Below are 14,598 nucleotides of genomic sequence, written 5' to 3'. Positions count from 1 at the left end.
CCGGAAGCCGCTGGCGCGGGTCCGGCGGAGCCGCGGCTCAGCCGCCGGGTCCGCCCAGCGCCGCCACCCGGGCGAGTTCTGCCTGGAGTTCGGCCGCGAGGGCACGGGAGCGGGCCAGCGGGTCGGCGGTGTCGGGGGCGCCGCCTCCGGCCGCGCCTGCCGGGCCTTCCGGGCCGGCCGGGTCCGGTGCCGGCAGCAGGGACGGCTGCGGCGCCATGCTCACCCGCCCGCCGCCCGGCTCCGCGTCGATGTCGAACACGACCCGGTCGGAGCGGTGCCAGCTCTCGAACCACTCCAGCGCCGTGCCGTCCTGGTCGTAGGTGCCGCCTTCGAGCAGCAGCAGCGGGGCGCCGGCCTCGACTCCGAGCGCCTCGGCGATGGCGGGGTCGGCTGGGACGGCGCGGATCTGGCGGCGCCCGTTGGTGGGCACGGCGCCGAACCGCGCCTCCATCAGCCGGTGCAGTGAGGCGTCGGTGAGCAGGTCCGCGGCCAGTCCGGGGAAGCGCGCTTCGACCAGCCAGGTCCGCACGTAGGAGAGCGGCGCGCCGCCGACCGAGCGCAGCCGCTCCAGTCGCAGCGTGCGCGAGGTGCCGAGGTGGCGCAGTGCCTCCAGCGGACCGGTCCGCGCGGGTTCGAGCGCCAGCACGCGGGTGGACAGCGCGAGGCCGCTGCCGGAGAACTGGTCGTAGAGCCCGGTCACCCGCTGGACGAGCCGGCTGTGCTCGGTGGGCACGGCGGCGACCGGCGCGCGGCCCCGCTCGCGGCGGACCGTGCCGTCCTCTTCCAGGGTGGCCAGCGCCTGGCGGACGACACTGCGGGAGACGCCGAACCGCTCGCGCAGCGCCGCCTCGCTGGGCAGGGTGTCGCCGGGGGCGATGAGGCGGTCCCGGATCTCGGCGCGCAGCGCCGCGGCGACTTGGGCGTGCAGCGGTTGCGGGTCGGTGCGGTCGACGGGCATGCGGAGATTCTAGGTGCGGGAGCTGGGGAGAGGTCGGGCGGCGGCACACCTGCGGTGCCGTGCGCGCCGGGCCCGCAGCAGCACCGCGCTCAGTTCCCGCGCGGCCCGCCGATCCGGCCGCGCGGGAACGGATCACCGGCCCGGCCCCCCGCGCCCGCGGTGCAGCACACCCCGGCTGCGGGCAGGGGCTGCGCTGGCGCGAGCGCGGGCGCCCGGCTCGGGCGAAGCCGGTGGGCCGGCGCCGGACCGCGGCGCAACGGACCCCGCCGGGCTGCGTCTGGCGCGGCAGCACCTCTGCGCGGCGCCCGTCGGACCCGTCCCGGCGAGAGTGCCCTTCTGCTGGTCAGCGGGCCCGCGCACCGCGCCGGAGGTGCGCGGGCCCGCCGTCGGGGGCGGCGGCCGGCTGCGGGTCAGCTGCCGTTGGCGGTGCGCCAGACGTGGTCCCAGCCCGGGGCGAGTTCGGCGGCGCGGCGCAGCGCCAGCACGAGGCTGGCCTCGCGGGCGATGCCCTTGCCGGCGATGTCGAACGCGGTGCCGTGGTCGACCGAGACGCGGACGACGGGCAGGCCGACGGTGATGTTCACGCCGTCGTCGCCGTAGACCGCCTTGAACGGCGCGTGGCCCTGGTCGTGGTAGCAGACCGCGACCAGCTTCCACTTGCCCTGCACTGCGGCGGGGATCAGTGCGTCGGCCGGCAGCGGTCCGTGCGCGTTGATGCCCTTGGCGCGGGCGCGCTCGACTGCGGGCGCGAGCACGTCGGCGTCCTCATCGCCGAAGAGCCGGTTCTCGCCGGCGTGCGGGTTGAGCCCGGCGACGCCGATCGGCTCGTCCGGCGTGCCCTGGGCGCGGGCGAACGCGCCCATCAGGTCCAGCACCGCGTCGGTGCGCTCCGGGGTGACCGAGCGGATCGCCTCGGTCAGCGACACGTGCGTCGTGAGGTGGAAGAACGACAGGTCGCCGGCAGACAGCACCAGGCTGAAGTTCTCCACCCCGAACTCGTGCGCGAGCAGCTCGGTGTGGCCGGGCCAGGGGTGGCCGCCCAAGTGCATTGCGGCCTTGTTCAGCGGCGGCGTGACGATCCCGTCGACCAGTCCGCGCCGGGCCAGGTCGCAGGCGGCCATCACGAACCGCGCGGCACCGTCGCCGGCGTCGGCGCTGAGCTCACCGGTGGGCACGTGCGCCAGCGACGGGCCGGCCTGCACGATGTCGATCACGGCGGGATCGTCGGCGGCGTCGTCCGGCGCCGCGATCGGGTTGACGGCGGCCGGGTCGCCGCCCACCGCGGTGACGGCGGCGCGCAGCGCATCGGCGTCGCCGACCACGACCGGGCGGGCGATCTCGCGCACCTCCGGGTGGTGCAGCAGCGCTTTGGCCGTGATCTCTGGGCCGATGCCCGCCACGTCTCCCAGGGTGACGGCCAGCGTGGGGCGGCTCATGCGCTCCTCCTCGTTCGGACCGCCGCGGCGGCCTCCAGCAGCACGCCGGCGGAACCGAAGCCGCCGGCCTTGGTGACGATCGGGGTGCCGTGGCGGGCGCCCCCGGACAGAGTGCCGACGGGGACGCCGGGCGCCACCTCGCCGGCCAGCGCGATGCCGCGCGCGCCGAGCGCGTCGGCCACCGCGCGGGCGCCGTCGCCGCCGGTCACCACGTAGCCGGCGACGCCGCGCTCGGACAGGTCCGCGGCGAGCGCGCCGAGCCGGCGGGCGACCGCGGCGGGGTCGAGGCCGCCGGCACGGTCGTCCGGTGCGACGACGGCGGTGAACGCGCGGCCGCGGTCGAAGCGGGCGAGGACGCCGTCGCTCCAGGCCCGCCAGGCCTCGTCGTCGGCGAAGTCGCCCGGTGTTGGCTGCTCGACCGCCGCAGCGTCGGCATCGGCCAGCGCGGCCACCTGCGCGCGGGCGGCCTGGTGCAGCGAGGTGACAATGACCAGGGCGGGGCCGTCGGCGTCCTCTGCTGCCCAGGCGCCGGCCATAGCGGAAGCCAGCCCGGCGGCGCCCACCGGGACGCCCTGCGCGCCGAGCCGGGCCACGGCCGCAGCGACCCGCTCCAAGTCGGCCTCGCTCTCCGCGTCGACGGTGACGACCGGGCCGGCCGCACGCAGCAGCTCGGCGTCGGCTGCGGCGGTGTCACCGGTTCCCGGCCCGCCCTTCCCGGCGCCATCCCCCGTGGCGGCACCGGGAAGGCGGACGTGGGCGCCGCCGAGCAGTTCGGCGACGCGGCTTTCGCGGACCGGAGTGACGGGGTCGGTACCGACCGCGGTGCGGTGGACCTCGGTGCCGTCGACGTAGAGCACGCCGTCGCTGACGGTGCGGCCGTTGGCGGGGAACGCCGGGCAGACGACGGCGACGGCGCCGCCGGGTGCCGCGGCGAGCAGTCCGTCCACCATGGCGCGGATGGGGCCGCGCAGGGTGGAGTCGATCTTGCCGTAGAGGCGCTGGGCGCCGGCGGTGCGCAGCCGCTCAGCGGCGGCCTGCGTCGCGGCGCGGGCGGCCTCGCCGGGCAGCGCGCGGGCGTCGGTGGTGACGGCGAGGACACCGGCGCCGGACGGCGCGGGGGCGAGTTGGAGCTCGGTGCTCCATCCGGCGCGCAGGAACTGGACCGCGGTGTCCCCGGCGCCGGTGAGGTCGTCGGCGATGAGCGCGATGCGGGGCCCGCCGGTCGGGGTCTGCTCTTCCCGGGTCACTTCTGCTCCTCCCCTGCGCCGGCCTGCTCCACCGTCCCGGACGGGACAGCCGCCTGCTCCTCTTCGGCGCGCTCGGCCGCGGCCGGGTCGGCGCCGGCCCGCTTGAGCACCCAGGAGGTGACCAGCGGCGCGAGGACGGCGGTGACCAGGACGCTGGCGGCGATCTGCGTGGTGGCGGTGCCCGCGTAGGAGGCGAACGACGGGTCGGCGGCGGCCACCACGGCGGGCGTGGCGACCGCGTTGCCGGAGGCGGTGCCGGCGGCGAAGCCGATTCCGGACTCCTTGCCGCGGCGCAGCAGCCAGCGGAAGCCGAGGTAGGTCAGGCCGCCGGTGAAGAGGGTGACGGCCACTCCGAGCAGGATGCCGGTGAGCCCGCCGCGGGCGACCTCGCCGAGGTCGATCCCGGTGCCCAGCGAGAAAGCGAAGAACGGGATGACGATCGAGGGCACCGGCTCCAGGGTGCGGCGCCACTGGGCGTCCAGGTTGCCGACGATGACACCGAGCACGAAGGGCACGATGGCGGCGACGAGCGCCCAGATCGGGATCTGGCCGAGGCCGGAAGCGCCGATGAAGAGCAGCGTGAAGAACGGCCCGTCGTTGATGGCGCCGGCGATGTAGGCGCCGCGGTCGCGGGCGCGGCCGTACTGGCCGGTGACGGCGAGCCAGAGGCCGCCGTTGGCGTTGGTCATGGCCGCGAGCAGGGCGAGGACCGACACGCCGAGGATGCCGGCGGGCCCGGTGACCGCGCCGAGCAGGATGATCAGCAGGCCGGGGATGACGCTCTTGGTCAGCAGCACGACACCGGTGGTCGCCAGTACCGGGCCGCCGGTGCGGAGGCTGACCTGGGTGCCGGTGGCGAAGATCAGCAGCGCGATCAGGGGCATCGCGCTGTCCTTGAACAGCGCGGTGGTGAAGCTGCCGATGTCCAGGGCGGCCGGGGCGAGGGTGCCGATGACCGAGCCCAGCACGAGCGGGATCAGCATGGCCCCGCCCGGGACCTTGTTCATGAGTCTGTACAGCGGGACCACGGTCCCGTCGCCGTCGCGCATCGGGCTCCTCTCGACACCGAGCACTGGGGCGCGGCACTCGGATCCAGCGATTGTCCGTACAGATTGTACGTACAATTCTGGTCCCGTGGGCCGCGCGTTCACAGAATCTCCCGCGCGCACCCACGCCGCCCGCCCTGGACGGCGCCGGGCGCGCGCCGGAACCCCCGCAGCCGCAGGGGCTCCCGGCGACGCAGCCGGCCGAAGAGAACTGGGCAAGATCCCCCAAATCGCCCGGACTGCCTCAACGCCCCGACCTCCCGCCCGGCTTCGGCCGCAGGCTTCCGCTCAGCTACAGCCGGGTGGGGGTTGTCCGTTGCGCCGGGCAAGCGGCGGCGACGGTGGGGGCCAGGGCCTCGGGTCGGCGACCGGGCGCGGCCTGGTCGCGAGGCCGGGGCGCACGGGTCGGCCGAGACCGTAGGCTCCCGCACCCCTGAGGCCGGCTTCCCGATGATCGTTGCGTCGGCCAAGCGCAAAAGCGGCAGCGACGGTAGCGGTGGGCGGGCCCTCGGGCAAGTAGCCGGGTGCAGGGTGGTCGCGGGGTGAGCGTGAGGCGCGGGTGTGACTGGTGTGAATAGCGGGGCTGCAGAGCCGACGGTCGGCGGGCCGGGCGCGGCTGGGTGGTTCGCGAACCCCGGGTAACACCCCATCGGCGCCACGACTCCCACCTTTTCAGCGGCGAATCCGCGCGGAATCGAGCGACGTGACGATACCGCAGCCCAACCACCGGCCCATTTTCACTCTGCGTCGCGGCATATCAGGTCAAACCGGGCACCAATCGCCGAGGGAGTCCGAGTGTCCGACTTGGGGGCCCACGCGGAAGAGCGCGGCGCGTTCCTTTTCGTGGAGTGGCGAGGTCACTCTCGTCTCAAATCGCTCAAAGCGTCCAAACCGACGCCGCGACTCGCGCCTTTTCGCCGATCTGGGCGCGGAAAAGGTGCATGCGCGGAAATCGGACACCGCCACGCTGCGTGACCCCAAGTTTGTGCAGGTCAGCGTGAAGTGAAACCGGCTCTGCAGGCAGGGCCCGTAGGGGGCGGCACTTGCTTGGGCTGGGTTTGCAGGACCCCCGTTGCAGTGTCCGTTTTCCTGGCAGTCGTCCCCCACTCCCGCCCCGCAACCACCCCTGACACCCGGCCGACCAGTCCAGGCCCCCTCCCAGCTCCGCCGTCGCTGCCGCTTTTACGCCTGTCCGACGCACTAAACACCGGTCGATCGGCCGCCGAGATGCGGGAGCCTGAGGCCCCGGCCGCCCCCGCCCCGCGAACAGCAGAAACTCTGACCACACACCGACCCTAGATCGGCGGGACAGAGCTAGTAATACTGCCGGCGAAGCCGTCCTTATTGTGCTGTTGCAAGTGCCACTCACGGCCATCTGGAATTCCAGCATGATGGTGAGGCAAAGGATTATTGAGGGTGATGTGAAGGAAGCGGTCGCGGGCTCCCGCGCGAGGGCAGCCGAGTGGCGGCTGATCAGTGCGCCGGAAAGCAGCGACGGCAGCGGGGCCGGGCCCTCGGATCGGCAGCCGGGCGGCGGCGGGCCGCGGGGCTGGTGTGACTGCAGAGATGGGAAAGGTTGGTGGGCTCCGCGCGAAGACGGCCGGGTTCCGGGTGACTGCGGGGTGCGAGGAGCGCATGTGACTGGTGTGAATAGCGGGACTGCAGAGCCGACGACTGGCGGGCCCGTTACGGACAGGCGGTTCGCGAACCCCGGGTAACACCCCATCGGCGCCACGACTCCCGCCTTTTCGAGGGCGGATGCGCGGAAAACCCGGGAGGTGTGACCGTTCCGCGGCTCATTCACCGGGCAATTTTCACTCTGTGTAGCGACATAAGGGTCGAAACCGGGCGTCAGTCACCAGGGGGGCCCGAATGTCCGGTTTGGGGGCCCATGCGCAAAAGCGCATCGCGTTCCATTTCGCGGAGTGGCGAGATCACTGCTGTCCCAAATCGCCCGAAGCGGCCAATCCGGCGCCGCGGTTGCCACCTTTTCGCCGATCGGGAGGCGAAAAAGGTGGGTCCGCGGGAATCGGACACGGCAACGCTGCGTGACTCCATGTTTGCGCAGGTCAGCGCGGCACGGAATCGGGCTCTGCGTGCAGGGCCCAACGAGGGAGGGCGTCTCCTGCTAGGTCCGGATTTGCAGGGGCCCCGTTGCGGCGTCCGTTTCATGGCATTTGTCCCCCACCCCGCTCCGCGACCAGACCGCCACCCGGCCGACCAGCCCGAGCCCCCTGCCCAGCCTCGCCGTCGCTGCCGCTTTTACGCCTGTCCGACGCACTGAACACCGGTCGGTCGGCCGCAGAGCAGCGGGAGCTGCGGTCCCAACCGACCTGTCCCCGCGAGCAGCAGAAACTCTGGCCACACACCGCGCCCGAAGCGCCGAGACGGAGCGAGAAGACTGCCGGCGAAGCCGCCCTTGCCTCTCATGCCTTGGGGCCGCCCCACGATCAGCAGCACCGGCGGCCGCACACGGGTCTCGAAGCGCCGGGACAGAGCGCCGCCCTTGCCCTGAAGCCTTGCGCCTCGCGGCCGCGCCAGTGCACGGCGACCCCTTCCCCAGGCACCTCACCCGAGCCCGCCGGACCGGTCGCAGCGAGGTGCCGAAGGGCCGGTGCCGGCGGTCAGACCAGGTTGTCCTCCACGGTCAGGCCGAACTCGGCCTTGCCGTACATGGCGAGGGCGCGCTCGACGTCGTTGGCGACGTGGACCGAGCCGGCGTGGGCGTCGCGCCAGGCGCGCTCGATCCGGTTGCCGCGGGTCAGCGACGTACCGCCGGCCGTCTTGAAGAGGATGTCGATCGCTTCGAGCGCCCGCTCGGTGCCGCGCACCTGGTCCCGGCGGACCCGCAGGCGCAGCTCCATCGGGATCTCCCGCCCCTCGACCGCGCACGCGTAGGCCTCGGCGACGTTCCGGTCCGCCTGCAGCACCGCAGCGTCGACCTCGGAGGCCGCTCGCGCCACGGCGACCTGTGCGAACTGGTCCTCGGCGAACCGGCCGCCGCCGAAGCTGAGCCGCACCCGGTCGCGCATCACGTCGATGTAGGACGCGTAGCAGCCGGCCACCGCGCCGATCACCGGCGCGGCGACGGCCGAGGTGAACACCGTCGCGAACGGGACCTTGTAGAGCGGCCCCGGGTTCACCTTCTGCCCGGGGCCGCGCAGCCGCGACTGCTCGTAGTTGCGCATGACCCGGTGGTCCGGGACGAACACGCCCTCGGCGATGACGTCGTTGCTGGCGGTTCCGCGCAGCCCCACCACGTCCCAGACGTCGTCGATGCGGTAGTCGGAGCGCGGCACCAGCACCGTCACGAAGTCGACCGGGCGGCCCTGCTCCCCCACGATGAGCCCGCCCACCAGCGCCCAGGTGGCGTACTCGCACCCCGAGGAGAAGCTCCACCGACCGGACAGCGTGTAGCCGCCCTCCACCGGCACCAGCCGCCCGACCGGCGCATAGGAGGAGGACAGCAGGACGTCCGGCCCGCCGCCCCACACCTCCTCCTGGGCCTGCTCGGGGAAGAGCGCCAGCTGCCACGGGTGGACGCCGAGCACCGCCGCCACCCAGCCGGTCGATCCGCAGGCGCCGGAGATCTCGCGGACCAGCCGGAAGAACTCGACCGGGTCGCCCTCCAGGCCGCCGTACCGGCTGGGCTGGAGCATCCGGAAGACCCCGGCGCCGATGAGCTCGGCGATGGTGGTGTCGGGGATGCGGCGTTCGGAGTCGGTCGCGGCAGCGCGTTCGGCGATGCCCGGCAGCAGCGCCCGCACCGCCTCGGCGGTGCTCTGGGTCGTCTGGCTCATCGGATCCGCTCTCCCCTTCAGCCGACGGGGTGTCCTGTGCTGGTCGTGCCTGCGCCGGTGCGGCCGCGCGGAGCTGTTCCGCCGCGCCGCTCCCCCGATGCTGCCCCGGCGCCCCGGTATCCGCGGGTTCCATCCCGGCCACCGGGATCGCACTTCCCCGCACTCCGCGCAGGTCACGGGCCATCGGGCCGCGCCGGCGCCGCGCGGCACCGCACCTCAGCGGATGCGGCACCGCACCTCAGCGGATACCGGCCGGCGGCCTCAGCCCACCGGCTCCTGCGCCGCCGCAGCCGCTCCGGCCCGGCGGCCGAAGAACGTGCCGTCGCCGAGCGAGGTCCCGCTGACATAGTTCTCGCCGTGGATCCCGGAGCTGGCCCGCCCCGCGGCGAACAGGCCCGGGACCGGGGCTCCGGCCAGGTCGAGGACGGCGCCGTCCGGCCGGGTGTGCAGGCCGCCGAGCGTGAACCCGGCGACGCCGGTGCCCGCTCCCGCGCCGGCCCGCTCGCCGGTCTCGAACCCGCGGCGCGGGTCCAGCGCGGCGAGCGGTCCGCGCAGCGGCCGCAGCCACGCCGGGTCCTTGTGGAAGAACGGGTCCTCCTTCCGCTCGGCGTGCCGGTTGTAGGTCGCGACCGTCTCGGCCAGCCCGCCGGCCGGGATGCCCAGCTCGGCCTCCAGCTCCTCGGCGCTCTGGGCGACGTACCGCGGCTGCACCCCCCATTTCTCGTCCGCGGGGATGGACTCCCAGCCCTCTTCGTCCACCACCGCCCAGAACGGGCCCGGTTGGTGGAGGTAGGCGGCCGCGCTGGCCAGGCCCGGGTAGACGTCCTCGTTGATGAAGCGCCGCCCGTGCGCGTTGACGAGCATGCCGCGGCAGATCGCCGCCGGCAGCACCTGCAGCGCGATCTCGGCGGTGTGCATCATCCGCAGCGCACCGCCCGCGGCGGCGCCCATCCTGATCCCGGAGCCGTCGTCGAGCCCGTCGGAGACCTTGCCCTGGCCCGCCAGGGCGGGCATGTGGTGGCCGAGCATCTCCTCGTCGTCCACGAACCCGCCGGTGGTGAGGATAACGCCGCGCAGCGCGCGCACCGCCGTCTCCTCGCCGTAGCGGCGGGCGAGGGCGCCCGAGACCCGGCCGTCGCCGCCGACGACCAAGTTGGTGGCGAGGGTGTCCACCGCGACCTCCGCGCCGGCCCCGGTCGCCGCCGCGACGAGCTTCTCCATCAGCAGGTGCCCGCCGTACAGCGGAGTGGGCGGCCGGTGGCCGCGGGGGGCCGCCCGCCCGTCGGCGTTGTAGGGCCAGGCGTTCTCGCCGAGCCACATCAGGCCGTCCTCGGTGGGCGGCATCCACGTCGGCGCGGAGTAGAACGACGGCGCGAAGCCGACACCGCGCGCCCGCAGCCAGTCGTAGTGCTCCAGGCTTCCGTCGCAGTAGAGCCGCAGCTTCTCCGCGTCGGCGTAGGGCCCCAGAGCAGCGCTGAGGAAGTCGAACATGGCGTCCGGGGTGTCGGTGAAGCCGCACGCCCGCTGGGTCGCGGTACCGCCGCCCAGATAGATCTCGCCGCCGGACAGCGCAGACGACCCGCCCGGGCCGCCCGCGCGCTCGAGCACGAGCACGCGGGCGCCTGCGGCCGCCGCCTCGTAGGCCGCGGCCGCCCCCGCGCAGCCGAACCCGACGACGAGGACGTCGCAGGTCCGGTCGTATCCGCCGAGCGCGGCTGCGCGGACCGGGGCGGCGGAGTGCCGCGCCGTCATCCCTGCTGGGGGGTGAAGGCGGCGAGGGGCTCCGATCCGGACCAGTCGTGGCCCCAGTAGCTGTCGGCGGTGATCTCCTCGGCGGTGTAGAAGGTCTCGTCGACGAGGGTGCCCTCGGTGCCGTACTCGATGTCCCAGCCGCCGGGCGCGCGCACGTAGAACGACACCATCTTGTCGTTGGTGTGCCGGCCCAGCGTGGAGGAGATCGAGAAGCCTGCCTTGGTGACGTTGTCGAGCGAGCGCCCGACCGCGTCCAGCGTGTCGACCTCCACCATCAGGTGCACCAGGCCCGGCGGCTCGCCGTGCGGCGCCGGCGCGACGGCCAGGCTGTGGTGGCGCTGGTTGACGCCCATGAACCGCATCCGCATCGGCGGGTTCTCGGTATCGCCGGGGTTGAGCCGGAAGGCGCCGCGCGGCAGGAAGCCGAGGGTCTTCTCGTAGAACTCGTAGGTCTCCACCGGCTGCGTGGTGGGCAGCACGACGTGGCCCATGCCCTGGGCTCCGGTGACGAAGCGCTGGCCGCCGCTGGTCACCACCGGGGCGTGGTCGAGCACCGGCCCGCAGAACACCTCCACGGGGGTGCCGGCCGGGTCCTCGAAGGTGATGGCGCGCTCGACGCGGCGCTCGTCGGCCTCGGTGAAGGGCAGCTCCTTGACGGGGGTGCCGGCCGCCTCGACGCGGCGGGCGACCTCGTCCAGGTCGGCGCCGTCGCGCACCTCCCAGCCGACGGCGAGCACCCGGTCGGTGTCGCCGGGCAGGACGATGAGGCGCGCTTCGCGCTCGTCCATGCGCAGGTAGAGGCCTCCCTCCTGGGGGCCGGTGCCTTCGGCCATGCCGAGCGCGTCGACCATGAGCTCGCGCCAGCGGGGCAGGTCCTGGGCCTGCACCTTGAGGTAGCCGAGGCCGCGGATGAGCGGCCAGGGAGCGGTTCTCGCCATGAGGGGTCCTTTCGGGTCGCGGCGGTGGAGAGCGGATCGTGCAGGAGTGCTGTGCGGCTCTGCGGGGTCCGTCCCGCGGGCTCAGATCATGGCCCGCAGCTGGCCGGGCGGGGGATCCACGCCGAGGTCGGTGAGCGCTGAGGAGTGGAAGATGGATCCGGGCACGTGGATGGCGTGGTTGAGGCCCATGTGGGCGTCGCGCCAGTACCGCTGCACCGGGTTGTCGAGCCGCAGGGCGTTGCCACCGGAGCGGCCGATGATCTCGTCGACGGCGCGCACCGCCCGCCATGCGGCGCTGACCTGGGTGCGCCGGCCGGCCGCCCGCTCGGCGAACGTCGGCTCCCCGCCGGCGTCGACCTTGGCGTAGGTGCGGTCGGCGAACGCGAGGAGCGTCTCCCGGGCCGCCTCGATCTCGGCGGCGGCGCCGCTGATCGCGGTGAGGACGTAGGGGTCGTCTTTGATCTTGGTGCCGGTGATCTGCACCCGGTCGCGCTGCCAGGCGATGTGCGCGGCGAGCGCGCCCTCGGCGATGCCGATCACGGCGGAGGTGATTCCCAGCGGGAAGACCGCGGAGAACGGCACGTTGTAGAGGGTCTGGCCGAGCCCGGCGCTCTTCGGGGCGGCGCCGCTGAGAATGGATTCGAAGCCGATCACCCGGTAGTCCGGGACGAACGCGCCGTCGACGATGATGTCCTTGCTGCCGGTGCCGCGCAGCCCGGCGACGTCCCAGGAGTCCTCGACGATGGTGTAGTCGCCGCGCGGCAGCAGCAGGTGCAGCATCTGCGGCGGCTGGACCGGGCTCCCCTCGGGGGTGCCGAGCATTCCGCCGAGGAAGACCCAGTCGCAGTGGTCGGTGCCGGTGGAGAACTGCCAGCGGCCGCTGAACCGGTACCCGCCCGCCACCGGGGTGGCGACGCCCATCGGCGCATACGGCGACGCCATCCAGGTGTCGGCGTCCTCTCCCCACACCTCCTCCTGGATCCGCCGGTCCATGAACGCCAGCTCCCACGGGTGGACGCCGACGATGCCGGCGACCCAGCCCGCGGAGCCGTCCAGCTTGGCGATGCCCATGACGGTCTCGGCGAAGTCGCGCGGGTGCGCCTCCATGCCGCCGAACTCCGCGGGCTGCAGCATCCGGATGACGCCGGAGTCGCGCAGCACCTTGGCGGCCTTGTCGTCGAGCCGGCCGAGCTTCTCGTTGACCGGTCCCAGCGCGCGGATCTCCTCCGCGTGCTCCAGCACCGATTCCAGTACGCGGTGGGCCATGGCCGACCTCACTTCCCTGACTGCTCGGACAGGCCGAGGGCGATTTCGATGAGCTGGTCCTCCTGGCCGCCGACCAGGTTGCGCCGCCCGGCCTCGGTGAGGATGTCGGCGGAGCCGACCCCGTAGCGGAGCGCCTGGCGCTCGGCGTGCTTGAGGAAGCTGGAGTAGACGCCGGCGTAGCCCATCGTCAGCGAGGACCGGTCGAGGAGGCACTCGCCGTCCATGACCGGGCGGACCACGTCTTCGGCGGCGTCGATCACCGCGGCGGTGTCGATCCCGGTGCGGATGCCGAGCTTCTCGGCGACCGCGGCCAGGGCCTCGACCGGGGTGTTGCCGGCTCCGGCGCCGAACCGGCGGGCCGACCCGTCGATCTGCGCCGCTCCGGCGCGCACCGCCAGCACCGAGTTGGCGACGCCGAGCCCGAGGTTCTCGTGGCCGTGGAAACCGACCTGGGCGTCCTCGCCGAGCTCGGCGACCAGCGCCGCCACCCGGTCGGAGGTCTGCTCCAGCACGAGCGCGCCGGCGGAGTCGACGATGTAGACGCATTCGCAGCCGGCGTCGGCCATGATGCGGGCCTGCTCGGCCAGCGCCTCCGGCGGGCGGCTGTGCGCCATCATCAGGAAGCCGACGGTCTCCAGGCCCAGTTCGCGGGCGAGCCCGAAGTGCTGGTCGGCGATGTCGGCCTCGGTGCAGTGCGTGGCGATGCGGCAGATGGACGCCCCGTTGTCGGCGGCGGCGCGGATGTCGTCGCGCACGCCCAGCCCGGGCAGCATCAGGAACGCGATCTTGGCGCGCCGCGCGGTCTGCGCCGCGGCGGCGATGAGCTCCTGCTCGGGGGTGGCGCTGAAGCCGTAGTTGAAGGAGGAGCCGCCGAGCCCGTCGCCGTGGGTGACTTCGATGACGGGAACGCCGGCAGCGTCCAGGGCGCCGGTGACCGCACGCACGTCGTCGGCGGTGAAGCGGTGCTGCTTGGCGTGGGAGCCGTCGCGCAGCGACGAGTCGGTGACGCGGATATCCAGGTCGGCGCTGAAGGGGCGCGCGGGCATGGCGGATGCTCCTCGGGGGTCGTCCAACGGGAGGCGGTGCTGGGGGCGGGCCTTCTCGGCGGGGCGCTCTCTGCTGCGGGCTGCGCGGGCGGAACCGGGTCAGCCGGCGGTGTCTCGGCCACCTCCGCCGCCTCCGCCGGCGATGCGGCGCGCGAACCCCTCGCCGACCCGGGTGGCGGCGGCGGTCATGATGTCGAGGTTTCCGGAGTAGGACGGCAGGAAGTCGCCGGCGCCCTCGACCTCCAGGAAGATCGCGACGCGCCCCCCGTCCGGCCCGGTGCCCGCGCCGGCCCCGTCGAACTGCGGCTCGGCGCGCAGCCGGTAGCCGGGCACGTAGCGGGCGACCTCGGCGGCGGTGGCGCGGACCGATTCGGCGATCGCGCCGGTGTCGGCGCCGGCCGGGATCGAGCAGAAGACGGTGTCCTGCATCAGCATCGGCGGCTCGGCCGGGTTGAGGATGATGATCGCCTTGCCGCGCCGCGCGCCGCCGATGCGCTCCAGGCCGCGGGAGGTGGCGATGGTGAACTCGTCGATGTTGGCGCGGGTCCCCGGGCCGGCCGACGGGGAGGCGACGCTCGCGACGATCTCGGCGTAGTCCACCTCGGTGGCGCGGGAGACGGCGTGCACCATCGGGATGGTGGCCTGCCCGCCGCAGGTGATCAGGCTGACGTTGGACGCGTCGAGGTGTGCGCCGAGGTTGACGGCCGGTACCACGGCCGGGCCGAGCGCTGCGGGGGTGAGGTCGACCGCGGTGATGCCCAGTTCGGCGTACTTCGGCGCGTTGGCGCGGTGCACCGAGGCCGAGGTCGCCTCGAAGACGAGGGCGGGCCGCTCGTCCGCGGCGAGCAGCGGGTCGACGCCGTCGGCGGAGGCGGTGAGTCCGGCCGCCGCGGCGCGTTTCAGCCCGGGGCTCTCCGGGTCGACGCCGACCATCCAGCGGGGTTCGACCGCGTCGGACCGGAGGAGCTTGTACATGAGGTCGGTCCCGATGTTTCCGGACCCGACGATGGCGGCGGGCACCTTGGTCACGTGTGCTCCCTGCGTGCTCTGGAAGTGGGTGCTGGGGTCGGTGCGGTGGTTTCCGGTGGTTGCGGCGGTGGAGGTCGAGT

The 14,598-nt window shown here is 73.8% G+C and carries 10 protein-coding genes; all 10 read right to left on the bottom strand.

Features of this window, described 5'->3' with window-relative positions:
• Positions 1-37: 37 nt before the first annotated feature.
• Positions 38-958, bottom strand: coding sequence for a GntR family transcriptional regulator (locus ACYVGT_RS06035; RefSeq protein ID WP_460855413.1), 921 nt, complete (start codon positions 956-958; stop codon positions 38-40).
• A gap of 410 nt (positions 959-1,368) precedes the next feature.
• Complete coding sequence (gene pdxA / locus ACYVGT_RS06030; protein ID WP_460855412.1) at positions 1,369-2,394, bottom strand: 4-hydroxythreonine-4-phosphate dehydrogenase PdxA; 1,026 nt, start codon at positions 2,392-2,394, stop codon at positions 1,369-1,371.
• Positions 2,391-3,641: a four-carbon acid sugar kinase family protein gene (locus ACYVGT_RS06025; RefSeq protein ID WP_460855411.1), complete on the bottom strand. Its 1,251-nt coding sequence runs from the start codon at positions 3,639-3,641 to the stop codon at positions 2,391-2,393. Before ACYVGT_RS06025 ends, pdxA begins: the two co-directional genes overlap by 4 nt.
• Positions 3,638-4,690, bottom strand: coding sequence for a 2-keto-3-deoxygluconate permease (locus tag ACYVGT_RS06020; RefSeq protein WP_460855410.1), 1,053 nt, complete (start codon positions 4,688-4,690; stop codon positions 3,638-3,640). The genes ACYVGT_RS06025 and ACYVGT_RS06020 overlap by 4 nt, the downstream gene beginning before the upstream one ends.
• A gap of 2,621 nt (positions 4,691-7,311) precedes the next feature.
• Entirely contained in the window at positions 7,312-8,487 is a 1,176-nt protein-coding gene (gene hsaA, locus ACYVGT_RS06015) for a 3-hydroxy-9,10-secoandrosta-1,3,5(10)-triene-9,17-dione monooxygenase oxygenase subunit (protein ID WP_460855409.1), read from the bottom strand.
• A 261-nt stretch (positions 8,488-8,748) separates the two neighbouring features.
• A complete protein-coding gene (locus ACYVGT_RS06010; RefSeq protein WP_460855408.1) occupies positions 8,749-10,239 on the bottom strand; it encodes an FAD-dependent oxidoreductase in 1,491 nt (496 codons plus the stop codon).
• Entirely contained in the window at positions 10,236-11,177 is a 942-nt protein-coding gene (locus ACYVGT_RS06005) for a VOC family protein (RefSeq protein WP_460855407.1), read from the bottom strand. Before ACYVGT_RS06005 ends, ACYVGT_RS06010 begins: the two co-directional genes overlap by 4 nt.
• Before the next feature lie 81 nt (positions 11,178-11,258).
• A complete protein-coding gene (locus tag ACYVGT_RS06000) occupies positions 11,259-12,443 on the bottom strand; it encodes an acyl-CoA dehydrogenase family protein (protein WP_460855406.1) in 1,185 nt (394 codons plus the stop codon).
• A gap of 8 nt (positions 12,444-12,451) precedes the next feature.
• On the bottom strand, positions 12,452-13,489 hold the full coding sequence (gene dmpG, locus ACYVGT_RS05995) for a 4-hydroxy-2-oxovalerate aldolase (RefSeq protein ID WP_460855405.1): 1,038 nt from the start codon (positions 13,487-13,489) through the stop codon (positions 12,452-12,454).
• A gap of 99 nt (positions 13,490-13,588) precedes the next feature.
• A complete protein-coding gene (locus ACYVGT_RS05990; protein WP_460855404.1) occupies positions 13,589-14,518 on the bottom strand; it encodes an acetaldehyde dehydrogenase (acetylating) in 930 nt (309 codons plus the stop codon).
• Positions 14,519-14,598: the final 80 nt, after the last annotated feature.

The organism is Nocardiopsis coralliicola, assembly GCF_054779695.1.
Note: the sequence above shows the minus strand (reverse complement) of the source record. Positions and strands in the feature narration are given on the sequence as shown.

Coding starts and splice junctions, on each gene's coding strand:
- ACYVGT_RS06035 (WP_460855413.1), bottom strand. CDS start 958: ATGCCCGTCGACCGCACCGACCCGCAACCGCTGCACGCCCAAGTCGCC.
- pdxA (WP_460855412.1), bottom strand. CDS start 2,394: ATGAGCCGCCCCACGCTGGCCGTCACCCTGGGAGACGTGGCGGGCATC.
- ACYVGT_RS06020 (WP_460855410.1), bottom strand. CDS start 4,690: ATGCGCGACGGCGACGGGACCGTGGTCCCGCTGTACAGACTCATGAAC.
- hsaA (WP_460855409.1), bottom strand. CDS start 8,487: ATGAGCCAGACGACCCAGAGCACCGCCGAGGCGGTGCGGGCGCTGCTG.
- ACYVGT_RS06010 (WP_460855408.1), bottom strand. CDS start 10,239: ATGACGGCGCGGCACTCCGCCGCCCCGGTCCGCGCAGCCGCGCTCGGC.
- ACYVGT_RS06005 (WP_460855407.1), bottom strand. CDS start 11,177: ATGGCGAGAACCGCTCCCTGGCCGCTCATCCGCGGCCTCGGCTACCTC.
- ACYVGT_RS06000 (WP_460855406.1), bottom strand. CDS start 12,443: ATGGCCCACCGCGTACTGGAATCGGTGCTGGAGCACGCGGAGGAGATC.
- dmpG (WP_460855405.1), bottom strand. CDS start 13,489: ATGCCCGCGCGCCCCTTCAGCGCCGACCTGGATATCCGCGTCACCGAC.